The organism is Tistrella bauzanensis, assembly GCF_014636235.1.
Taxonomy (GTDB): Bacteria; Pseudomonadota; Alphaproteobacteria; order Tistrellales; family Tistrellaceae; genus Tistrella; species Tistrella bauzanensis.
Genome location: NZ_BMDZ01000077.1, coordinates 1 through 19,500 on the forward strand (window position 1 = coordinate 1; position 19,500 = coordinate 19,500).

General features: G+C 66.0%; 19 protein-coding genes. 10 read left to right on the forward strand and 9 right to left on the reverse strand.

Going from position 1 to position 19,500, the window contains the following annotated elements; all coding sequences use genetic code 11:
* Positions 1–232 precede the first annotated feature (232 nt).
* From IEW15_RS21800 to IEW15_RS21820, 5 genes are all read left to right on the forward strand, one after another.
* The gene (locus tag IEW15_RS21800; RefSeq protein WP_188581933.1) at positions 233–1,171 is read left to right on the forward strand and encodes a histone deacetylase family protein; all 939 of its coding nucleotides are present in this window, start codon (positions 233–235) and stop codon (positions 1,169–1,171) included.
* A gap of 115 nt (positions 1,172–1,286) precedes the next feature.
* On the forward strand, positions 1,287–1,559 hold the full coding sequence (locus IEW15_RS21805; RefSeq protein ID WP_188581935.1) for an exodeoxyribonuclease VII small subunit: 273 nt from the start codon (positions 1,287–1,289) through the stop codon (positions 1,557–1,559).
* Positions 1,560–1,588: 29 nt separating this feature from the next.
* On the forward strand, positions 1,589–2,554 hold the full coding sequence (locus IEW15_RS21810; protein WP_188581963.1) for a polyprenyl synthetase family protein: 966 nt from the start codon (positions 1,589–1,591) through the stop codon (positions 2,552–2,554).
* Positions 2,555–2,914: 360 nt separating this feature from the next.
* A complete protein-coding gene (gene dxs, locus IEW15_RS21815) occupies positions 2,915–4,849 on the forward strand; it encodes a 1-deoxy-D-xylulose-5-phosphate synthase (protein ID WP_188581937.1) in 1,935 nt (644 codons plus the stop codon).
* 22 nt (positions 4,850–4,871) lie between these two features.
* Complete coding sequence (locus tag IEW15_RS21820) at positions 4,872–5,663, forward strand: TlyA family RNA methyltransferase (protein WP_188581939.1); 792 nt, start codon at positions 4,872–4,874, stop codon at positions 5,661–5,663.
* 48 nt (positions 5,664–5,711) lie between these two features.
* Here IEW15_RS21820 and IEW15_RS21825 read toward each other — a convergent pair whose 3' ends face one another.
* Complete coding sequence (locus tag IEW15_RS21825) at positions 5,712–7,271, reverse strand: acyl-CoA synthetase (protein WP_188581941.1); 1,560 nt, start codon at positions 7,269–7,271, stop codon at positions 5,712–5,714.
* Positions 7,272–7,379: 108 nt separating this feature from the next.
* Positions 7,380–8,006: a TetR/AcrR family transcriptional regulator gene (locus tag IEW15_RS21830; protein WP_188581942.1), complete on the reverse strand. Its 627-nt coding sequence runs from the start codon at positions 8,004–8,006 to the stop codon at positions 7,380–7,382.
* Positions 8,007–8,239: 233 nt separating this feature from the next.
* Between IEW15_RS21830 and IEW15_RS21835 the strand changes: the two genes are divergently transcribed.
* The 5 genes from IEW15_RS21835 to IEW15_RS21855 all read left to right on the forward strand — a co-directional run bounded on the left by IEW15_RS21835 (position 8,240) and on the right by IEW15_RS21855 (position 12,457).
* Positions 8,240–9,421 (forward strand): lipid-transfer protein, encoded by a 1,182-nt coding sequence (locus IEW15_RS21835; RefSeq protein WP_188581944.1) that lies wholly within the window; start codon positions 8,240–8,242, stop codon positions 9,419–9,421.
* Between the two features lie 28 nt (positions 9,422–9,449).
* Positions 9,450–9,917, forward strand: coding sequence for a MaoC family dehydratase N-terminal domain-containing protein (locus tag IEW15_RS21840; protein WP_188581946.1), 468 nt, complete (start codon positions 9,450–9,452; stop codon positions 9,915–9,917).
* Entirely contained in the window at positions 9,914–10,303 is a 390-nt protein-coding gene (locus IEW15_RS21845; protein ID WP_188581948.1) for a MaoC/PaaZ C-terminal domain-containing protein, read from the forward strand. The genes IEW15_RS21840 and IEW15_RS21845 overlap by 4 nt, the downstream gene beginning before the upstream one ends.
* A 59-nt stretch (positions 10,304–10,362) precedes the next feature.
* Positions 10,363–11,190, forward strand: a complete 828-nt coding sequence (locus IEW15_RS21850) for an SDR family NAD(P)-dependent oxidoreductase (RefSeq protein WP_188581950.1) — start codon at positions 10,363–10,365, stop codon at positions 11,188–11,190.
* A 118-nt stretch (positions 11,191–11,308) separates the two neighbouring features.
* Positions 11,309–12,457: an acyl-CoA dehydrogenase family protein gene (locus IEW15_RS21855; protein ID WP_188581965.1), complete on the forward strand. Its 1,149-nt coding sequence runs from the start codon at positions 11,309–11,311 to the stop codon at positions 12,455–12,457.
* Between the two features lie 12 nt (positions 12,458–12,469).
* Here the strand turns inward: IEW15_RS21855 and IEW15_RS21860 are convergent, their stop codons facing one another.
* From IEW15_RS21860 to IEW15_RS21890, 7 genes are all read right to left on the reverse strand, one after another.
* The gene (locus IEW15_RS21860) at positions 12,470–13,387 is read right to left on the reverse strand and encodes a PhzF family phenazine biosynthesis protein (protein ID WP_188581951.1); all 918 of its coding nucleotides are present in this window, start codon (positions 13,385–13,387) and stop codon (positions 12,470–12,472) included.
* 185 nt (positions 13,388–13,572) lie between these two features.
* Positions 13,573–14,124, reverse strand: a complete 552-nt coding sequence (locus IEW15_RS21865; RefSeq protein WP_188581967.1) for a peroxidase-related enzyme — start codon at positions 14,122–14,124, stop codon at positions 13,573–13,575.
* Positions 14,125–14,272: 148 nt separating this feature from the next.
* On the reverse strand, positions 14,273–15,346 hold the full coding sequence (aroC, locus tag IEW15_RS21870) for a chorismate synthase (protein ID WP_188581953.1): 1,074 nt from the start codon (positions 15,344–15,346) through the stop codon (positions 14,273–14,275).
* A gap of 60 nt (positions 15,347–15,406) precedes the next feature.
* The gene (gene fabI / locus IEW15_RS21875) at positions 15,407–16,222 is read right to left on the reverse strand and encodes an enoyl-ACP reductase FabI (RefSeq protein ID WP_188581955.1); all 816 of its coding nucleotides are present in this window, start codon (positions 16,220–16,222) and stop codon (positions 15,407–15,409) included.
* 211 nt (positions 16,223–16,433) lie between these two features.
* The gene (locus IEW15_RS21880; RefSeq protein ID WP_188581957.1) at positions 16,434–17,372 is read right to left on the reverse strand and encodes a YihY/virulence factor BrkB family protein; all 939 of its coding nucleotides are present in this window, start codon (positions 17,370–17,372) and stop codon (positions 16,434–16,436) included.
* Positions 17,369–18,355 carry a DnaJ C-terminal domain-containing protein gene (locus IEW15_RS21885; RefSeq protein WP_188581959.1) on the reverse strand — a complete coding sequence of 329 codons (987 nt, stop codon included), beginning with the start codon at positions 18,353–18,355 and terminating at the stop codon, positions 17,369–17,371. The genes IEW15_RS21880 and IEW15_RS21885 overlap by 4 nt, the downstream gene beginning before the upstream one ends.
* A gap of 159 nt (positions 18,356–18,514) precedes the next feature.
* Entirely contained in the window at positions 18,515–18,988 is a 474-nt protein-coding gene (locus tag IEW15_RS21890; RefSeq protein WP_188581961.1) for an RT0821/Lpp0805 family surface protein, read from the reverse strand.
* Positions 18,989–19,500: the final 512 nt, after the last annotated feature.

Here is a 19,500-nt window from a genome sequence, read left to right on the forward strand (position 1 = left end):
TGTGGAAGCCTGTTGAATCACGCCAAACTATCGTGCGCCAGAGATTCCGATCACCGCGTTAACCTGAACTCGTTGCCCTGGGGGTGCGCAGACGACGCTTGCGCGCCGCAGGTCTGCGCGGGAGAGTAGGGCCAGAACCAGGATGACCCGCAGGATCGGGCGACGCCGCAGGCCAGTGACCGGCCGGCGGCCAACGTCGGGCCGGATTGCCTTTGAGGAAACGCTGAACCTGATGTCGGTGCTGTTGCTGACCCACCCGGCCTGTCTCGATCACGAGACCGGATCGTGGCACCCGGAATCGCCCGCGCGCCTGCGCGCGGTTCTGAAGGCGCTGGAGGCGCCGGAATTCAGCGGTCTGGTGCGCGAGGACGCGCCGGCCGCGACAGAAGAGACGCTGTCGCTGGCCCATGACCCGGCCTATATCCGCGCCGTGCTGGCGGCGATCCCGGCTCAAGGGGCAGAGGCGGTGCATCTGGATGCCGATACCGTGGTGTCGCCCGGATCGGGCGAGGCGGCGCTCAGGGCGGCCGGGGCTGTGGTGGCCGCGGTCGACGCGGTGATGACCGGGCGTTTCGACCGGGCGTTCTGCGCGATCCGCCCGCCCGGCCATCATGCAGAACCGGGCCGGCCGATGGGGTTCTGCCTGTTCAACAACGTGGCGGTGGGCGCGCTGCATGCCCGTGCCGCCTATAAGGTGAACCGGATCGCGGTGGTGGATTTCGATGTCCATCACGGCAATGGCACCCAGGCGATGTTCCAGAACGACCCCGACCTGTTCTATGGCTCGATCCATCAGGCGCCGTTCTATCCGGGCACCGGCAAGATGTCGGAGCGCGGCGTCGCCGGCAACATCCTGAACATTCCCTTCGGCGCCGGATCGGGGGGCATCATGGTGCGGCGCGCCTTCATCGAACGGCTGATCCCGGCGCTGGATGAATTCATGCCCGATCTGCTGCTGGTCTCGGCCGGGTTCGACGCCCATCATCGCGATCCGGTGGGCGGCATGGACCTCGGCACCGAGGATTTCGCCTGGATGACCAAGGAACTGATCGAGGTCGCCCGCCGCCATTCCGGCGGCCGGATCATCTCCACACTGGAAGGCGGCTATGACCTGCGGGCGCTGGCCGATGCCGCGGCGTCGCATGTCCATGTCCTGATGACGGCGCCATAGCGGCAGGCAGCGGCCGGGAAGCCGGCCTTGCCGCGGTGATGCGGGCCGGCTTACACTCCCGGCCTCATTCCTTCACCCCGCCTCATTCCTTCACGCCCATGGAGATGCCGACATCATGGCTGCCGACGAGACCCTGCCGCCCGAGACCCTGCCGCCCGAGATCGCCGGCCTCAGTTTCGAGGATGCGCTCAAGGAGCTGGAGCAGATCGTGCGCAAGCTCGAAAGCGGCGAAGCCCGTCTGGAAGAGGCGATCGAGGATTACGAGCGCGGTGCCCTGCTGCGGCGCCATTGCGAGCGCAAGCTGGCCGAGGCGAAGGCCAAGGTGGAACGCATCGTGCTGGGTGGCGATGGCCGCCCCACCGGGCTCGATCCGGTCGACCTGCCGTGACGACACCGGTTGACGACGGGGCAGGCGCGATGAATGGCAGCGGACCACTTCCGGGCGACGATCAGGCGGGTTTGCTGCCGATATTCGACGCGCAGGCGCGCGCGGCGCTTGCCGCCCGCCTTGAGACGGTATCGGCCGGTGTCGAGGCGGCCATGGACCGTTTGCTGCCACCCCAAGGGGGCGGCGCCTCGCCACGACTGACCGAGGCGCTGCGTTATGCGGTGTTCGCCGGTGGCAAGCGGCTGCGGCCGTTTCTGATCGCCGCTTCAGGGCAATTATTCGACGTGCCCGACGACCGGCTGTACCGGGCCGGGGCGGCTGTCGAATTCCTGCACACATATTCTCTGGTCCATGACGACCTGCCGGCTATGGATGACGATGACCTGCGTCGCGGCCGGCCGACCACCCACAGGCAGTATGACGAGGCGACGGCCGTTCTGGTCGGCGACGCGCTGCTGACGCTGGCCTTCCAGGTGCTGGCCGAACCCGCCACCCATCCCGATGGCGGTGTGCGGGCCGATCTGGTGCTGGCGCTGGCCGAAGCCGGCGGTGCCGGCGGCATGGTCGGCGGTCAGATGCTCGATATCGAGGCCGAGGCCGCGGGCGGGATGACCGAGCTTGGCGCCATCGGCCGGATGCAGCGGCTGAAGACCGGCGCTTTGATCGAATTCAGCTGCCGGGCCGGCGCTATTCTGAGCGGTGCCGGCATGGAGGCACGGACGGCGCTGCGCGATTATGCCCGGGCCCTGGGCCTTGCCTATCAGATTGCCGATGACCTGATCGACGCCACCGGCGATGCGACGGCGGCCGGCAAGGCGGTCGGCAAGGATGCCGCACGCGGCAAGGCCACCTTCGTGGGGCTGATGGGCGTCGACGGCGCCCGGGCCGAGGCCGCGCGGCTGATGGATATGGCGATTGCGGCACTTGGTGCGTTCGATGATCGCGCCGATGATCTGCGCCGTCTGGCGATCCATGTGGTGACCCGCGACCGGTGACGGCGATTGCCGGCTGTCATCGCCCGCATCTGTCATCGCCCGCATCGGCCATCGCCCGCATCGGCCATCGAATGCGTCTGAGTCGCAGAATTCAGCCATGTCTGATGGCATGGGGACCAGACAGTGGCAGCGCTGCTTGATGCTGTGCAAGCATTGCGGGCAAGGCTATATTGGCCGGATTTCCGACCGGTGGGCGGGTCTAACGGTTACATTGCCGTGACACCCGCGCCATATCTTTCGGATCGAATGTGCATTTCGGCCTGAAACCGCAGGCAGGGGTGTTGCGTACAGAGACCAAGACCCCTATGAAACGGGGCCGTCATCCTGAAGACTTTCGCCGTGAGCGAGGAGAGGCTGCCAGTGTCCGATCGCCCGTCCACTCCGCTGCTGGACACCGTGCAGGTGCCGGCGGATCTGCGCGGTCTGACCCGCGACCAGCTTCGCCAGCTTGCCGATGAACTGCGCGCGGAAACCATCTCGGCGGTCTCCGTGACCGGCGGCCATCTGGGCGCGGGGCTTGGCGTCGTCGAGTTGAGTGTCGCGATCCATCATGTGTTCGACACACCCCGTGACCGGCTGATCTGGGATGTCGGCCACCAGTGCTATCCCCATAAGATCCTGACCGGCCGGCGCGAGCGGATCCGCACCCTGCGCCAGCGAGACGGCCTGTCGGGCTTCACCAAGCGGGATGAAAGCGACTACGACCCGTTCGGTGCCGCCCACAGCTCGACCTCGATTTCGGCAGGGTTGGGCATGGCGGTGGCCAGCCGGCTGAAGGGCGAGACCGACCGCCGGGTGATCGCGGTGATCGGCGATGGCGCGATGAGCGCCGGCATGGCCTATGAGGCGATGAACAACGCCGGCGCCATGCCCGACCGGCTGATCGTGATCCTGAACGACAACGACATGTCGATCGCCCCGCCGACCGGTGCGATGAGTGCCTATCTGTCGCGGCTGATTTCGTCGCGATCGTATCGGTCGTTGCGCGACATCGCCAAGCACATGGCCCGTGCCTTCCCCAAACCCCTGGAAAAGGCGGCGAAGCGCGCCGAGGAATTCGCCCGCGGCCTGGTCACCGGCGGTACGCTGTTCGAGGAACTGGGCTTCTATTACGTCGGCCCGATCGATGGCCACAACCTGGACCATCTGTTGCCGGTGCTGCTGAATGTTCGTGACGCCCAGCAGGACGGCCCTGTGCTGATCCACATCGTCACCCAGAAGGGCAAGGGCTATCCGCCGGCCGAGAAGGCCGCGGACAAGTATCATGGCGTGGCGAAGTTCGATGTCGTCACCGGCGCCCAGGTCAAGTCCGCCGCCGGCGCGCCCAGCTATACCAATGTGTTCGCCGACGCGCTGATCGCCGAGGCGGAGCATGACGACCGCATCCTGGCGGTGACGGCGGCGATGCCGACCGGTACCGGGCTCGATCGGTTCGGCCGGCGGTTCCCTGAGCGGGTGTTCGACGTCGGCATCGCCGAGCAGCACGCGGTCACCTTCGCGGCCGGCCTTGCCGCCGAGGGCATGAAGCCGTTCGCCACGATCTATTCCACCTTTCTGCAGCGCGCCTATGATCAGGTGGTGCATGACGTGGCGATCCAGCGTCTGCCGGTCAGATTCGCGATCGACCGCGCCGGGCTGGTCGGCGCCGACGGCGCCACCCATATGGGCTCGTTCGATCTGACCTATCTGTGCTGCCTGCCCGATTTCGTGGTGATGGCACCGGCCGACGAGGCCGAGTTGATGCATATGGTGGCGACCGCGGCGGTGATCGACGACCGTCCGAGCGCCGTGCGCTATCCGCGCGGCGAGGGCACTGGCGTTGCGCTGCCCGCGCGTGGCATCCCGCTTGAAATCGGTCGTGGCCGCGTGCTGCGGGAAGGCACCAAGGTGGCGATCCTGGCGCTGGGCAGCCGGGTGGCCGATGCGCTGAAGGCAGGTGAGGAATTGACCGCCCGCGGCTATTCCACCACCGTGGCCGATGCCCGCTTCGCCAAGCCGATCGATGCCGATCTGGTCCGCAGGCTGGCGGCGGAACACGAGGTGCTGATCACGATCGAGGAAAACGCGATCGGCGGTTTCGCCACCCAGGTGACCCAGCTGCTGTGCGACGGCGCCCTGATCGAACGCGGCCTGAAGCTGCGCCCGATGATGCTCCCCGACCTGTTCCTCGACCAGATGAGCCCGCGCGATCAGGTGGAGGTCGCCGGCATCGGTGTCAGTGCCATCGTCGCCAAGGCACTTGAGGCTCTGGGCCATAACGATGTCGACGTGGTGCTGAGCAACAGCCGCGCCTGACCGATGGACGGGGACATTTCCTATGGCTGGCGATGCGTCGCGCCTCGATCAGGCCCTGGTCGACCGGGGGCTGGTGGAAACCCGCAGCCGCGCCCAGGCGCTGGTGATGGCCGGGCTGGTCTATGTCGGCGACCGCAAGGAAACCAAGCCGGGCACGCGGGTCAAGGCGGATGCCACCCTGACCGTGCGGGGCAGCGACCACCCCTGGGTGTCGCGGGGCGGGCTGAAGCTCGCCGGCGCGATCGATCATTTCGGCCTGAACCCCGCCGGTGCCATCGCGATCGATGTCGGCGCATCCACCGGCGGCTTCACCGATGTGCTGCTGGCGCATGATGCAGCCAAGGTCTATGCGGTCGATGTCGGGCATGGCCAGCTGGCGTGGAAGCTGCGTCAGGATCCGCGCGTCGTGGTGCTGGAAAAGCAGAATGCCCGCCATCTGACCGAGGTGCTGATCCCTGAACGGGTCGACTGGGTGGTCTGTGACGCCAGTTTCATCGGCCTGCGCACCGTGCTGCCGGCGGCGTTGTCGCGTCTGAAGCCGGGGGGGCTTGCCGTCGCCCTGATCAAGCCGCAATTCGAGGTCGGACGGGGCCGGGTCGGCAAGGGCGGGGTGGTCCGTGAACCCGAACTGCATGCCGAGGTGGTGGACACCATCAGCGACTGGTTCGCGGCACAGCCCGGGGTGACCGTGCTGGGTGTGACGCCCAGCCCGATCAAGGGCCCTGAGGGCAATGTCGAATTCCTGATCGCGGCACGATTTGCCGATGGCGGCACCCCGTCGGATGCCGTGGATGCGTCCCGGCCGGAAGACTGATTGCCGGAGACGGTGCAACCGCCTCCGGCAATCAGGTGGCGTCGAGCGTCAGTTCACCCGACGATCGGTCTTGGTCCAATAGGGCTGGCGCAGATCGCGCTTCATGATCTTGCCGGCGCCCGACATCGGCAGCGGCTCGTCGCGGATCTCCACGCTGCGCGGGCATTTGTAGCCAGCGATATATTGTTTACAGAAGTTGATGATCTCCAGCGCGGTCGGACGGGCATCGGCGTGAGGCACGACGACCGCGTGGACCAGTTCCCCCCAATGGGGATCAGGGATGCCGATCACGGCGCATTGCGCGACAGCCGGATGGCGGGCGACGATGTTCTCGACCTCCACCGAATAGACGTTCTCGCCGCCCGAGATGATCATGTCCTTCATTCGGTCGACGATATAGATATAGCCGTCGGCATCCATCCGGGCACCGTCGCCGGTGTGCATCCAGCCATCGACGATGGCCTTTTCGGTTTCCTCCGGCCGGTTCCAATAGCCCTGCATCACATTGGCGCCACGCACCGCAACTTCACCGACCGTGCCTTCGGGCACCGGGCGGCCATCGGCATCGACGATGCGCACCTCGCAGCCGATCACCGGCCGCCCGGCCGACCGGTGACGGCCCTTGGCGCGGGCGTCGCCGATATGATCCTGCGGATGCAGCAGGGTCGCGATCGGCGACAGTTCGGTCATGCCATAGGCCTGCATGAACTCGACGCCCGGCAGCTTTGCCGAGGCCCGGTCCAGCACGGCTTCGGTGATCGGGGCCGCGCCATAGATGATCCGTTTCAGCGATGACAGGTCGTAATTGCCGATCGCCGGATGATCGACCAGCATCTGGATCATGGTCGGCACCAGCAGCACCGAGGTGACCCGATGGTCCTGGATCACCTTCATCACCCCTTCGGGCGTGAAGGATGGCACCACCACATGGGTTTCCCCCTTCAGCAGCAGCGAAAAGGTCGCAGCACCATCGGCCAGATGGAACATCGGCGCCGCGTGCAGATACACCGTGTCGTTGGGGAACAGGCCCTCGGCCAGGGCATGCAGGCTGTTGGCGATGATGTTGTCGTGCGACAGCATCACGCCCTTGGACCGGCCGGTGGTGCCGCCGGTATAGAAGATGCCGAACAGATCATCGCCGCCACGGTCGGCGTCGGCGACCGGCTCGTGGTTGCGGATCAGGTCTTCCATAGCGGGCATGTCTTCAGGCGCCGCGCCGCTGCCGGCATAGATCAACGCTAGCTGTGCGCCCGAGGCGGCGGCGATCGACCGGCCCATCTCGGCAAAGGCATCGTCGACGATCAGCAGACTGGCGCCGCAATCCTCGACCGCGTCGGCGTTCTCCTGCCGGCTCCAGCGGATGTTCAGAGGCACGATCACTGCACCTGCCCAGGGCGCCGCGAGATAGGCCTCGAAATAGATGTCCGAATTCAGGGTCAGCAGGGCGACCCGGTCGCCGTCCTCGATCCCCAGCGCGCGGAAGGCGCCGGCCATGCGGGCGACGCGCTCAGCGGTTTCCCCCCAGCTGCGCCGCCTGTCGGCGCAGATCGTCGATGTCCGGTCGCGCGCAACCACGACCGCTCTTCTCAAGCCCGACGTCAGTCCCATCTGTCCCCCCAGTCCGTTGGCGTTTCCTGAAGATCCCCGTCCTGGCCTCTTGGGCGGGCGGATCGGGGTGATGTAGAGGCGGCTGACGGGACGGAGGCGATCGCCGCCTCAACCCCGCGCCGTCAGTGCCTGCCGGGCCATGTCTGCCATGGCATCGGCAATATCCTTGGCCGAAGATGGCCCGCTTTCCCTGAACCATTGCCCGACCCAGTTGACCGAGCCCGCCAGCAAAAAGGCGGCGATCCGCGGATCGACCGGCCGCACCGAGCCGTCGCTGATCCCCTCGGCGATGCAGCTGCGCAGGCGGCTGTCGATCGACCGCTTCCAGGTCCGCACCTTGCGCCGGCTGTCGGGCGCCAGATCGCGATCATCGACCGTCACCAGGCACATGCCGAAATCGGTGGTCATGTTCAGCGTATAGGCCTTCAGGAACGCCACCGCCCGGTCGAGCCCGGTGCTGTTGTTCAGTTCCACCTCGGCCAGCAGGCTCTCGATCATCTCGCTGCCCAGCATGTAGCAGGCATAGAGGATGTCTTCCTTGTTGCGGAAATAGTGATAGAGCGCAGGCTTGGTGATGTGCAGGTGCTCCGCCACATCCGCCATCTTGGTCCGATGGAAGCCGTTTTCGACGAACAGCCGCGCCGCCGTCCGCAGCACCGCGTCGCGCTTGGCATCGCGGTCGCGCTGGCGTTCGGCGGCGGGCTTCCAGGGCGAGGTCGGAATCTCGATCTGCACGTGTCGTGATCTCTCTGTGGTTCCTGTGGGCCGGTGCGCATGAACAGCGCCCCTTGGCGCCCGATCATTGCACGGCTCGGCCCGGATCGGAACGAGCGCTATCCCCAAGGCAGAGATTGACGGCTCGACTTGATATTCGATATCTTACCCACGGGTAAAGAATAAGTCCAGCCGCGGCGGTGCGTCCGTCTGCGGGTTATCTCCTCCCCCTGAAGGCGTGAAGGAAACCAGAGATGGTCGAGAGCGTGAGAATCGCGGGCGTCGGCATGATCCCGTTCAAGAAGCCGGGCACCAGCGCACCGTATCGTGACATGGGCGCCGAGGCGGCGCGGCTTGCGCTCGCGGATGCCGGCATCGATTATGCCGAGGTTCAGCAGGCCTATGTCGGGTATGTCTATGGCGACAGCACCTGTGGTCAGGCGGCCCTGTATGAAGTTGGGATGACCGGCATTCCGGTGGTCAACGTCAACAACAACTGCTCGACCGGCTCGTCGGCGCTGTTTCTGGCCCGCCAGGCGGTGGCATCGGGCATGGCCGACTGCGTGCTGGCGCTGGGCTTCGAGCAGATGGTGCCGGGCGCGCTCGCCGACGTCTATCGGGACCGGCCGAGCCCGCTTGAGAAGTTCATCGACGTCGCGGCCGAGGTCGACCCGACTGCGGACGCGCCGATGGCGATCCGCCTGTTCGGTGGCGCCGGCAAGGAATATCAGGAGAAGTACGGCGCCAGCAACGAGGCCTTCGCGATGATCGCGGTCAAGGCCCGCCGCCATGCCGAGCACAATGAACGGGCGATCTTCCGCACCCCGACCTCCGTCGAGGAGGTGCTTGCCTCGAAGCACATGTATGGCCCGCTGACCCGCCTGCAGTGCTGCCCGCCGACCTGCGGCGCCGGCGCGGCACTGGTGGTGTCGGAAGCCTTCGCCCGCAAGCATGGCCTGAACGATGCCATCCGCATGCGCGCCCAGGCGATGACCACCGATTACACGTCCAGCTTCGACGAGAAGAGCATGATGAAGGCGGTGGGCTTCGACATGGCCCGCGCCGCCGCCGATGCGGTCTATGAAGCGGCCGGTGTCGACCCGATGGATGTCGGCGTGGTCGAGATGCATGACTGCTTCACCGCCAACGAGCTGATCTCGTATGAGGCACTGCGCCTGACGCCTGAAGGCACGGCCGAGAAGTTCATCATGGATGGCGACAACACCTATGGCGGGCGTGTGGTCACCAACCCATCGGGCGGGCTGATCTCGAAGGGGCATCCGCTGGGTGCCACCGGTCTGGCGCAGTGTGCGGAACTGGTCTGGCAGCTGCGCGGCCAGGCCGGCCCCCGTCAGGTCGAGGGCGTGAAGCTGGCGCTTCAGCACAATCTGGGCCTTGGCGGCGCCTGCGTGATTTCGCTCTACGAGCGCGCCTGACATCATCGAGCGAAGAGGTTTTGTTCCCATGCTCGACAGAGCGGCGATCGGGCGGGTTCTCCCGCCCGTCACCGCGACGGTTGAACGCGGCCGTCTGCGGTTTTTCCTGAATGCGATTGGCGAGACCAATCCGATCCACCATGACGCGGCGGCGGCGCGGGCCGCCGGCTATCGCGATTGCCCCATCCCGCCCACCTATCTGTTCTGCCTGCGGATGCTGGACGCACCCGACCCCTACACTCTGATCGACGATCTCGGCATCGATCTGGGCACTGTGCTGCACGGCGAACAGGGCTTCACCTATCACCAGCCGGTGGTGGCGGGCGACGAGATCCGTTTCATCGCCCGGATTGCCGATATCTTCGACCGCAAGGGCGGCGCCCTTGAGTTTCTGGTCGAGGAAATCCGGGTCGAGCGGGTGTCGGATGGCGCCCATATGGCCGATATCCGACAGGTGACGGTGATCCGGAATCCGATCCCGGGAGGTGCGGCATGACCGCTGATGCCATTCATGTGACGGTGGAGATGCCGCCGATCACCCGCACCCAGCTGGCGCTGTATGGCGGTGCATCGGGCGACCACAACCCGATCCATATCGACATCGACTTCGCGAAGAAGGCCGGTTTCCCCGACGTCTTCGCCCACGGAATGCTGGTGATGGGCCTGGCCGGCCGGGTGGTGACGCAGGCCGTGCCGCTGGCGCGGCTGAAATCCTATGCGGTGCGCTTCGCCGCCATCACCCAGGTTCACGACCGGCTGACGGTCGAGGCCAGAGAGGTGGGCACGGTTGAGGGCGGCACCGACCGGCGCCTGGAGGTGATCGTCCGCGACCAGAACGGTCAGGTGAAGGTCCAGGGCGAGGCGGTGATGTCCGCCGACTGATCCGCATGGCCGGACGCCGGACAGAGTTTCAAGAAAATGTGATCGGGAGAGACGCGATAATGGGCAAGCTCGACGGCAAGGTCGCGCTGGTATCGGGATCGGGACGCGGCATCGGCCGGTCGATCGCACTCAAGCTTGCGAGCGAGGGTGCGCGGGTGGTGATCAACGACCTGGACGAGGCACCGGCCGAAGCGGTTGCGGCCGAGATCCGCGACATGGGCGGCGAGGCGCTGGTCTGCGCCGGCAGCGTGACCGCGGAGGATTTCGGCACGCGGTTCGTGAACACGGCGGTCGACGGGTTCGGCGGCCTGGACATCATCGTCAACAACGCCGGCTACACCTGGGATTCGACCATCCAGAAGATGGGCGACGACCAGTTCCAGGCGATGATCGACGTTCATCTGACGGCGCCGTTCCGGATTCTGCGCGCCGCTTCGGAACCGATTCGGATCTTTTCCAAGCGCGAGGCACAGGAGGGCCGCGAGGTCTTCCGCAAGGTGGTCAACATCTCGTCGATCGCCGGCCTGTATGGTAATGCCGGCCAGGTCAGCTATTCCTCGGCCAAGGCGGCGCTGGTTGGCATGACCCGCACCCTGTGCAAGGAATGGGGCCGCTACAAGGTCAATGTGAACTGCGTGGCCTTCGGCCTGATCGCCACTCGCCTGACCCAGGCGATCGACAAGGAACAGGCGACGATCGACGTCGAGGGTCGCGCGATCAAGGTCGGCATCCAGCCGCAATTGCTGGAGACCATGGGCCACATCATCCCGCTGGGCCGTCCGGGCAAGCCGGAAGAGGCGGCGGGGGCGGTGTATATGTTCTGTGCGCCTGAAAGCGACTATGTCAGTGGTCAGGTTCTGGTCTGTGGTGGCGGTCTGCTGCTCTGATACCGGGCTGGAATGACGAGACCGGTCCGCAGAGTGCTGCGGGCCGGTGTTGCCATGGCGGCCGTCAACTGTGGATTGATGGCCCGACAGGACGATCGGCAGGGAGGCCGAGATCATGCTGAACACGCAATCACCCTGGATGACAGCCGAATATGAGGGGCTGCGCGACCAGTTCCGACGGTTTCTGGACAGCGAGTTGAAACCCCATGCGGCCCGCTGGCGAGACCAGCGCATGGTGGACCGGTCGGCCTGGGCGGCGATTGCCGGCATGGGCGCGCTGTGCCCGGCCGTGCCCGAGGAATTCGGCGGCAGCGGCGCCGATATCTATCAGGAAATCCTGCTGCTGGACGAGATGTGCCGGCGGGTGCCGGAAGTGGCCAGCGGCTATAGCGTCCATAGCGGCATTGTCGGCCATTATGTGTTGAACTATGGCACGGAAGACCAGAAGCGCCGCTGGCTGCCCAAACTGTGTTCCGGCGAATGGGTCGGCGCCATCGCGATGACCGAGCCTGGCGGCGGATCTGACCTTCAGGCGCTGATCACCCGCGGCCGGCGTGATGGCGATGATTATGTCATCGACGGCCAGAAGACCTATATCACCAACGGCATCGCCGCCGATCTGGTGCTGACGGCGGTGCGGGTCGATGGCACGCCCGGTGCCAAGGGTATTTCGCTGATCGGCGTGGAAACCGGCGCCTCCGAGGGCTTCCGGCGTGGCCGGTCGCTTGAGAAGATCGGCCTGCACGCTTCGGATACGGCCGAGCTGTTCTATGACGGCGCCCGTGCGCCGGTCGCCAATCTGCTGGGCGGGGTCGAAGGGCAGGGCTTCTATCAGATGATGGAGCAACTGCCGCGCGAACGCCTGCTGCTGGCGGTGAGCGCGGTTGCGGCCATGGAACATGCGATCGACATCACCACGGCCTGGGTGCGTGACCGGCGCGCCTTCGGCAAGACGCTGTTCGATTTCCAGACCATCTCATTCCGTCTGGCCGAACTGGCGACAGAGGCCCGGATCGGGCGGGTGTTCCTGGATGACTGCATCGTCAAGCTGGCCGAGAGCCGCCTGGATACGGTGACGGCGTCGATGGCCAAGTGGTGGTGCAGCGAACATCAGGTTCAGACCATCGATGCCTGCCTGCAGATGTGGGGCGGGCTTGGCTATATGGCGGAAAGCGAGATCGGCCGCATGTACATGGATGCCCGGATCCAGAAGATCTATGGCGGGCCGAACGAGATCATGAAGCTGCTGATCACCCGCGCTTTGTGACGTCCGTCCTGATCAGGCGACCGCCGTCAGATGACTTGCGGCGGCCGTGATATCGGCGATCGACAGGGCGATCGTGCCCTCGGAATACTCGATCACCCGGCCGGTCAGGCTGACATGGCCGGGGGTCGGCTCGGCCCAGACGCGACCGCGCCGCGCCGAGAGCTGCAGCCCCTCAACCCGGTTGCGGCCCAGAGCATCGGCGATCAGCGGCGCAATGCCGGCATGGGCGATACCGGTGACCGGATCCTCGTCGACACCCAGCCGTGGCGCAAAGAATCGGCAGACATAATCGGCCCCTTGAGCCACCCCGGCACCATGGGCCAGGCTGGCGATGGCGACCGCCCGCGGCGGCAGCGCCGCCAGGGCCACCGGATCGGGCCGGCAATTGGCCACGGCCTCGGCGCTGTCGGCCAGAACATACCAGTCATGGCTGCCGGCCAGGATGCGCGCGGGCGTCAACCCGCCGAGCGCTGCGCTGAGCCGGGCTGCCTCGTCGCTGTCCGGATGCCGGGGTGTCAGGGGCTCATGCGGCAGATCCAGGCGCAGGTACTGGCCGCTGCTGCTGACCGTGCCATCGCAGCGCACCGGTGCCGGCCGTCGCTGCACCCTCAATGGGCCGCCCTTGGTCTTGAACATCACCTGATCGGCGCCCGGTTCCAGGCGGGTCAGGATGACATGCGCGGCCGCCAGGGTGGCGTGTCCGCACATCGGCATTTCGGTGGTGGGCGTGAACCAGCGCAGTTGATAGGGACCGGCACCGGCAGGGTCGCCTGCGACAGGCGTGTCGCGCATGACGAACGCGGTTTCCGATAACCGGTTTTCGGCGGCGATCGATTGCATGACGGGAACCGGCAGCCAGGCGTTGAGCAGGCAGACAGCGGCCGGATTGCCGGCGAACAGCCGGTCGGCGAAGGCATCAAGGTGGAACATCCGGATTGTTTGCACCGCCGCATATCCCCCTTTTACTTAACTAAAGGTTGTATCATGCGGATCATCATCGCGTCATGGCGCCGGTTTTGGCAACCGGAAATGATTTGGGGGCGCAAATGCGCCCCCATTTCCGTTCCCAAGCGAAATGCCGGTTTTCCGCGTTTCGTGGCGCAGGAAAACCAGTGTCATCGGTTCATATCGTGATACTCATCATTCGGCATCATCTCGATCGCGCTCGCGACCCGGTTCGACATGTTGTAGAAGCCGATCACATTGGCCAGATCGAAGATGTCTTCGGTTGAGAAGCCCGCCTCGCGCAGCCGGGCGCGGTCGGCCTCGTCGACCAGATTTGGCGTGCCGGTGACCTTCCAGGCGAAATCCAGCATGGCGCGCTGGCGCATGGTCAGGGGAGCCACGCGATAATTCATCACCAGGGCCTCGCCCAGCTTCGGGTCGCCTGAAAGCGCGCGCACCGCCTGACCGTGGGCAACCAGGCAGTAATAGCAGCGGTTATAGGACGAGACGACGACCGCGACCATTTCGCGTTCCAGCTTGCTGAGGCCGCTGTCGCCCAGCATCAATTCGTTATAGAAGCGGCTGAAGGTGCGGAACTTTTCGGGCCGCAGCGTGTATGCCTGCAGCACGTTCGGCACCATGCCCAGCTTCTCGCGGCATTTGGCGTAATAGGCCTGGATATCGTCGTCATTCCCGGCCTCGTCGGGAATGGGCAGCGCCATCACACCGGTGTCGAGATGCAGGGGCCGCTCTTCCGTTGACGTGGGGGCTTCGGCTGACATGGGGGCGTCTCCTCGTTTCTCGTTGGATTCGGGGAGTATGCCTGCGCCATGGCGCGCTGTCTTCAGGCGGTGGCGTTCTGTCTGCCGCTCAACCGCCGCATTGGCCGCGATGGCGCAGCAGATGATCGGCCAGAACAACGGCCATCATGGCTTCGCCCACCGGCACGGCGCGGATGCCGACGCAGGGGTCGTGGCGGCCCTTGGTCACCACCTCGGTGTCCTCGCCATCGCGCGTAACGCTCAATCGGGGCGTGAGGATCGAACTGGTCGGCTTCACCGCGAACCGCACCACAACCGGCTCGCCATTGGCGATGCCGCCCAGAATACCGCCGGCCCGGTTGCCCAGAAAGCTCGGGCGCCCGCTGGCCATGCGCATTTCGTCGGCGTTCTGGGAACCGGTCAGCCGGGCGGTTTCGAAGCCGTCGCCGATCTCGACCGCCTTGACCGCGTTGATGCTCATCATCGCCTTGGCCAGATCGGCATCCAGCTTGTCGTAGAGCGGATCGCCAAGCCCCACCGGCACGCCTTCGGCCACGACCTCTATGATCGCGCCGCAACTGTCGCCGGTCTTACGCAGACCGTCGAGATAGTCGGCCCAGCGCGCGGCGGCGCCGGCATCGGGGCAGAAGAAGTCATTGCGGCCGCATTCCGCCCAGTCCCAGGCGTCACGGTCCACGGCGATACCGCCCATTTCGACCAGCGCGCCGCGGATCGTGATACCGCTGCCCAGCACCTTGCGGGCCACGGCGCCCGCCGCCACCCGCACCGCGGTTTCCCGGGCGCTGGACCGGCCGCCACCGCGATAGTCGCGGATGCCGTATTTGGCCTGATAGGTGAAATCGGCGTGACCCGGACGGAACTTGTCCTTGATGTCGCCGTAATCCTTGGACCGCTGATCGGTGTTGCGGATCAGCAGGCTGACCGGCGTGCCGGTGGTCTGGCCTTCGAACGTGCCCGACAGGATCTCTACCTGATCAGGCTCGCGGCGCTGGGTGGTATAGCGCGACTGGCCGGGGCGGCGCTGGTCCAGATAGGGCTGAATATCGGCCTCGGTCAGCGCCAGACGCGGCGGCACACCGTCGACGACGCAGCCGATCGCGGGTCCGTGGCTTTCTCCCCAGCTGGTGAAGCGGAAAAGCGCACCGAAACTGTTACCCGCCATCGTCTGCCGGTCCTTGCATTGTATGGGCTTTGATCAGGTGGGCGCTACGGCCCGTCGCGGTCACTCGGACAGATCGATATCCGGCGCGTCTTCCGCCTTCATACCGATGACATGATAGCCGGCGTCGACATGCAGGATCTCGCCGGTCACGCCCGTGCCCAGATCGGACAGCAGCATGACCGAGGCATTGCCGACCTCGTCGATGGTGACGGTGCGGCGCAGGGGCGAATTCAGCTCGTTCCAGCGGATGATATAACGCAGATCGCCGATACCCGATGCCGCCAGCGTCTTGATCGGGCTGGCAGAGATCGCGTTGACCCGGATGTTCTCGGTGCCGAGATCGGCCGCCAGGTAACGCACGCTGGCCTCAAGCGCCGCCTTGGCCACGCCCATCACGTTGTAGTGGGGGATGACCTTTTCAGCACCGATATAGGACAGCGTCAGGATGCTGCCGCCCCCCGTCATCAGCGGGCGGGCATACTGGGCCATCTGCACCAGCGAGAAGGCCGAGATCTGCATGGTGCGCAGGAAATTGTCGAGCGTGGTGTCGACGAACTTGCCGCGCAACTGGGTCTTGTCGGAATACGCAACGGCGTGGACGAGGAAATCGAGCTTTCCCCATTTGTCGCCGATTTCTTCGAAGAGAGCCTTCAGGCTGGCTTCGTCGGTCACGTCGCAGGGTGCCACGATCGTGGCGCCGGCTTCCTGCGCCAGCGGCCGGACGCGGCGTTCCAGCGCCTCACCCTGATAGGTCAACGCCACTTCGGCGCCGTTCTGCGTCACCGCCTTGGCGATGCCCCAGGCAATCGAGCGATCGTTTGCGACGCCGACGATCAGACCACGCTTGCCGGCCATCACGTTCGATTGAACGATCATGCGGTCCCCTCGCTCTTTCACACGCCCGATCCAGGGACGGACCGGGGGCTCGGCCGGCCCTGGCGGACCTCTTTAAAAAATCCAGTCGACGCACCGTATGCACGACCAACGGGCGCGCTGTCCAGGCACGGGTGCGGCGCATCCTACACGAAACCGGCGTCTGGTCAAATCAGCCGCGGTGGCGGCCAAAACGCCGGCAATGCCGGGCAAGTCACCGCGCCCGTGCCTTCAGCATATGCCGTCGTGCCAGCCTGCGCATCGCCGCATGACGGCGCCGGTGACGATCGATACGGGCCCTGACCGCTGCCCAGTATCCGCCCAGCAGGAAGATATAGGCTGCCAGATACAGCAGAAGCAGGGTCGCGATCATGCTGCCCAGGCTGCCATAGACCGCATTCATCCCGCCGGTCTGGCGCAGATAAACTGAAAATCCGATCAGCAGCGCCGTCCAGCCGAGCACGATCACGGCAGCCGGCGGCAGCAGAGCCCGGCGCCGTGGCGGCAGTGCGTCTGGCAGCAGCCGCAGCAGCCCCCAGACGACTGCGATCGTGCCCAGCAGCAGCAGCGGCGGGCGCAGCGTGTGGACCAGCCAGATCCAGCTTTCCGACAGGTCGAAGAAATCGACCGCCGGGCCGATCGTGATCGGCAACAGCACGAACAGGGCCAACGCCACCGGCAGGATCAGCGCGCCCAGCACGACCAGGATCAGGCTCTGCCCGCGACGCTTCCAGAAAGGGCGCACCATCCGGACCCGAAATGCCCGGTTCAGCGCGTTGCGCATGCTTTCGAGCGCGTTCGAGGCCGACCATAGCGCAGTCAGGATACCGAAGGTGAGCAGGCCGCCTTTCGGCCCGAAGATGATGGTGTCGATGGGCCCGCGCAGCGCCGCTGCCACATCGGGCGGCAGATAGTCCAGCAGGGTCAGGATCAGCTTGTGAACCTCGTCCGCCTGACCGACCGTGCCGGCCAGAACCACCAGCACGATCAGGAAAGGAAACATCGAAAACAGCATCGCGAAGGCGATATGGCCCGAGATCTGGTCGGCGCCGTCCTTGATGAAGCGCCCATAGGCGACGGTCAGTTCCCGCACACGGCGCATGCCGCGCAGACGGGACAGCACTGTCTTGAGGGGGGCGAGGCGATCGGTCATTCAATCCCGGCACGCCGCCGGACCTGATCGTAATCCTGAGGCGGTTTCCACCGCTTCACGAATTCGGTCAGCGCGGGGTCGTCGCGATCGGGCAGCACGAGCCTGAGGACGACGAACATGTCGCCGCGATCGCCGGAATCCGCACCCATGCCACGGCCCTTCAGGCGCAGCCGCCGTCCGCCGCTCGATCCGGGCGGCACGGCGACCCGGACCGGGCCGTCGAGGGTGGGAACGATGATGCCGGCGCCCAGCACAGCTTCGGGAAGCGTGACAGGCACATCGATCAGGATGTCGCGCCCGTCGGCGCGAAACAGCGGATGCGGCCGGACATTCACCTCGACCAGCGCATCGCCTGCCTCGGCATTGCCGAAGCCGGGCATGCCCTGGCCGGACAGGCGCAGCTTCTGGCCGTCGCGGATACCGGCCGGCACCGCGACCTCAAGCTCGCGGCCCTCGGGCAGGCGGATGCGCTTGCGGGTGCCGCGCGCCGCCTCGATGAACTCGACCAGCAGGGTATAGGTGACGTCGACGCCCCGGCGGTGGATGCCGGTCCGCCCGGCCGCCGTGTTACCGGTGCCGGCGGCACTGCCACCCCCGATGCCGCTGCCTGCGCCAGCGCCTGTTGAACCAGAACCACCGGAGCCACCGCCGGCTGCACGCGGGCGCCGGGTCCGGCCGGGTTCGGTGAAGATGTCGGAGAAGAAATCGGCGAAGCCGCCGCCATCGCCACGCGGACGGCCCTGCGGGCGGGGGCGGGATGCGCCGTTGGCATCGGTGTCGCCGCGATCGAACGCGGCGCGGCGCGTGGGATCGGACAGCACGGCATAGGCTGCAGACACGTCTTTGAACCGGCGCTCCACGGCATCATCGCCCGGGTGGAGATCCGGGTGGTAAGCCTTGGCGAGCCGGCGATAGGCCGCTTTGATGGTATCGGGCGTGGCATCACGGGCCACGCCCAGGGTCTGATACGGATCGGCAGTCACGCGGTCCCCCGTGGGCGAACACCTCCAGGCTGTCTACAGGCCGGCCGCAGACCCCCGGGGCAGAATTCCCGAGGCGCGCCGCCACGCAGCCAGAAGCGAACCGCCGCCTGCGAGCGGGCGGCGGTCCGTGCCCAAGGGTCGTGGGACGCGGGCTCCGCGTCAAGAGTTCACGATGCGCCAGCTGCCATCGGGCTGCCGACAGGCGGTGCCATAGGCCTCTTCGGTCTGGCCGCCGACATTCACGCGCTGGGTGAATTCGCGGCAATAGTCGCCATTCGGGTTCTGATAGGTCTTCACCGGAGTGATCGTGCCGGAATGACCGCTATCCGGATTGCTCCAACTGGTGGACTGGCCGGTGGGGTTGCTTTCCAGTGCGCGCTGGCTGGCGGCCTGGGCCTCGACGCGATCGGCGCGATCCAGCGACTTGCCGACCTCGTTGCCCAGATAGGCGCCGACCAGGGTACCGACGGCGGCGGCGGCGATCTGCCCGGTGCCCTTGCCGAACTGCGAACCGGCGACGGCGCCGCCCACGGCGCCGAGCACGGAGCCGACGCCTTCCTTGGTGCCCATGTCGCTGGAGCAGGCGCCCAGAGCGAGGGCGGCGGCGACGATGACGGGAATAAACGGCTTCATGGGAGCTTCCGGTGATGATGTGGGGTGCGATCTTCTACGCCGACGGCGACCGATATCCTATGGACAAGTATCCTGTGGACCAGATGGCCGATGCTCGTCAGGTGCGGATCATATCACGCAGCCGGCCGGCCAGAAGCGGCAGGCATTGGATTTGCCGTGTCAAATTTCAGGCCCATGGTCACAGGTTGCGGGTCGTGGTTGCTACCCCGAAATGTTGGTGCGCATCGACATCGCGACAAGAGGGCGTCTTTGGCCACTCGGTTGAACCCGTCCGGCCGCACCCATCCCGGTCTATCATCCCGGGCCACCAACCCGGCTCTCCATCAGGGCAACGAGTTCAGGTTAACGCGTTGATCGGAATCTCTGGCGCTCGATAGTTTGGCGTGATTCAACAGGCTTCCACAGCCCCCGGGGGACGCCATGAGCGAAATCGCAACGCCGCGCCGCAAGAGCCTTCTGGAGCATTTTTCGACGATCAAGGACGATCGTCAGCCGTGCAAGGTGATGTATCC

Bases quoted from the DNA above. Each gene is read 5' to 3' on its own strand.
- IEW15_RS21800 (WP_188581933.1), top strand. From the start codon at position 233: ATGTCGGTGCTGTTGCTGACCCACCCGGCCTGTCTCGATCACGAGACC.
- IEW15_RS21810 (WP_188581963.1), top strand. From the start codon at position 1,589: ATGAATGGCAGCGGACCACTTCCGGGCGACGATCAGGCGGGTTTGCTG.
- fabI (WP_188581955.1), bottom strand. From the start codon at position 16,222: ATGATCGTTCAATCGAACGTGATGGCCGGCAAGCGTGGTCTGATCGTC.
- IEW15_RS21845 (WP_188581948.1), top strand. From the start codon at position 9,914: ATGACCGCTGATGCCATTCATGTGACGGTGGAGATGCCGCCGATCACC.
- IEW15_RS21850 (WP_188581950.1), top strand. From the start codon at position 10,363: ATGGGCAAGCTCGACGGCAAGGTCGCGCTGGTATCGGGATCGGGACGC.
- IEW15_RS21805 (WP_188581935.1), top strand. From the start codon at position 1,287: ATGGCTGCCGACGAGACCCTGCCGCCCGAGACCCTGCCGCCCGAGATC.
- IEW15_RS21860 (WP_188581951.1), bottom strand. From the start codon at position 13,387: ATGTTCCACCTTGATGCCTTCGCCGACCGGCTGTTCGCCGGCAATCCG.
- IEW15_RS21865 (WP_188581967.1), bottom strand. From the start codon at position 14,124: ATGGCGCTGCCCATTCCCGACGAGGCCGGGAATGACGACGATATCCAG.
- IEW15_RS21880 (WP_188581957.1), bottom strand. From the start codon at position 17,372: ATGACCGATCGCCTCGCCCCCCTCAAGACAGTGCTGTCCCGTCTGCGC.
- IEW15_RS21890 (WP_188581961.1), bottom strand. From the start codon at position 18,988: ATGAAGCCGTTTATTCCCGTCATCGTCGCCGCCGCCCTCGCTCTGGGC.
- IEW15_RS21835 (WP_188581944.1), top strand. From the start codon at position 8,240: ATGGTCGAGAGCGTGAGAATCGCGGGCGTCGGCATGATCCCGTTCAAG.
- IEW15_RS21840 (WP_188581946.1), top strand. From the start codon at position 9,450: ATGCTCGACAGAGCGGCGATCGGGCGGGTTCTCCCGCCCGTCACCGCG.
- aroC (WP_188581953.1), bottom strand. From the start codon at position 15,346: ATGGCGGGTAACAGTTTCGGTGCGCTTTTCCGCTTCACCAGCTGGGGA.
- IEW15_RS21820 (WP_188581939.1), top strand. From the start codon at position 4,872: ATGGCTGGCGATGCGTCGCGCCTCGATCAGGCCCTGGTCGACCGGGGG.
- IEW15_RS21825 (WP_188581941.1), bottom strand. From the start codon at position 7,271: ATGGGACTGACGTCGGGCTTGAGAAGAGCGGTCGTGGTTGCGCGCGAC.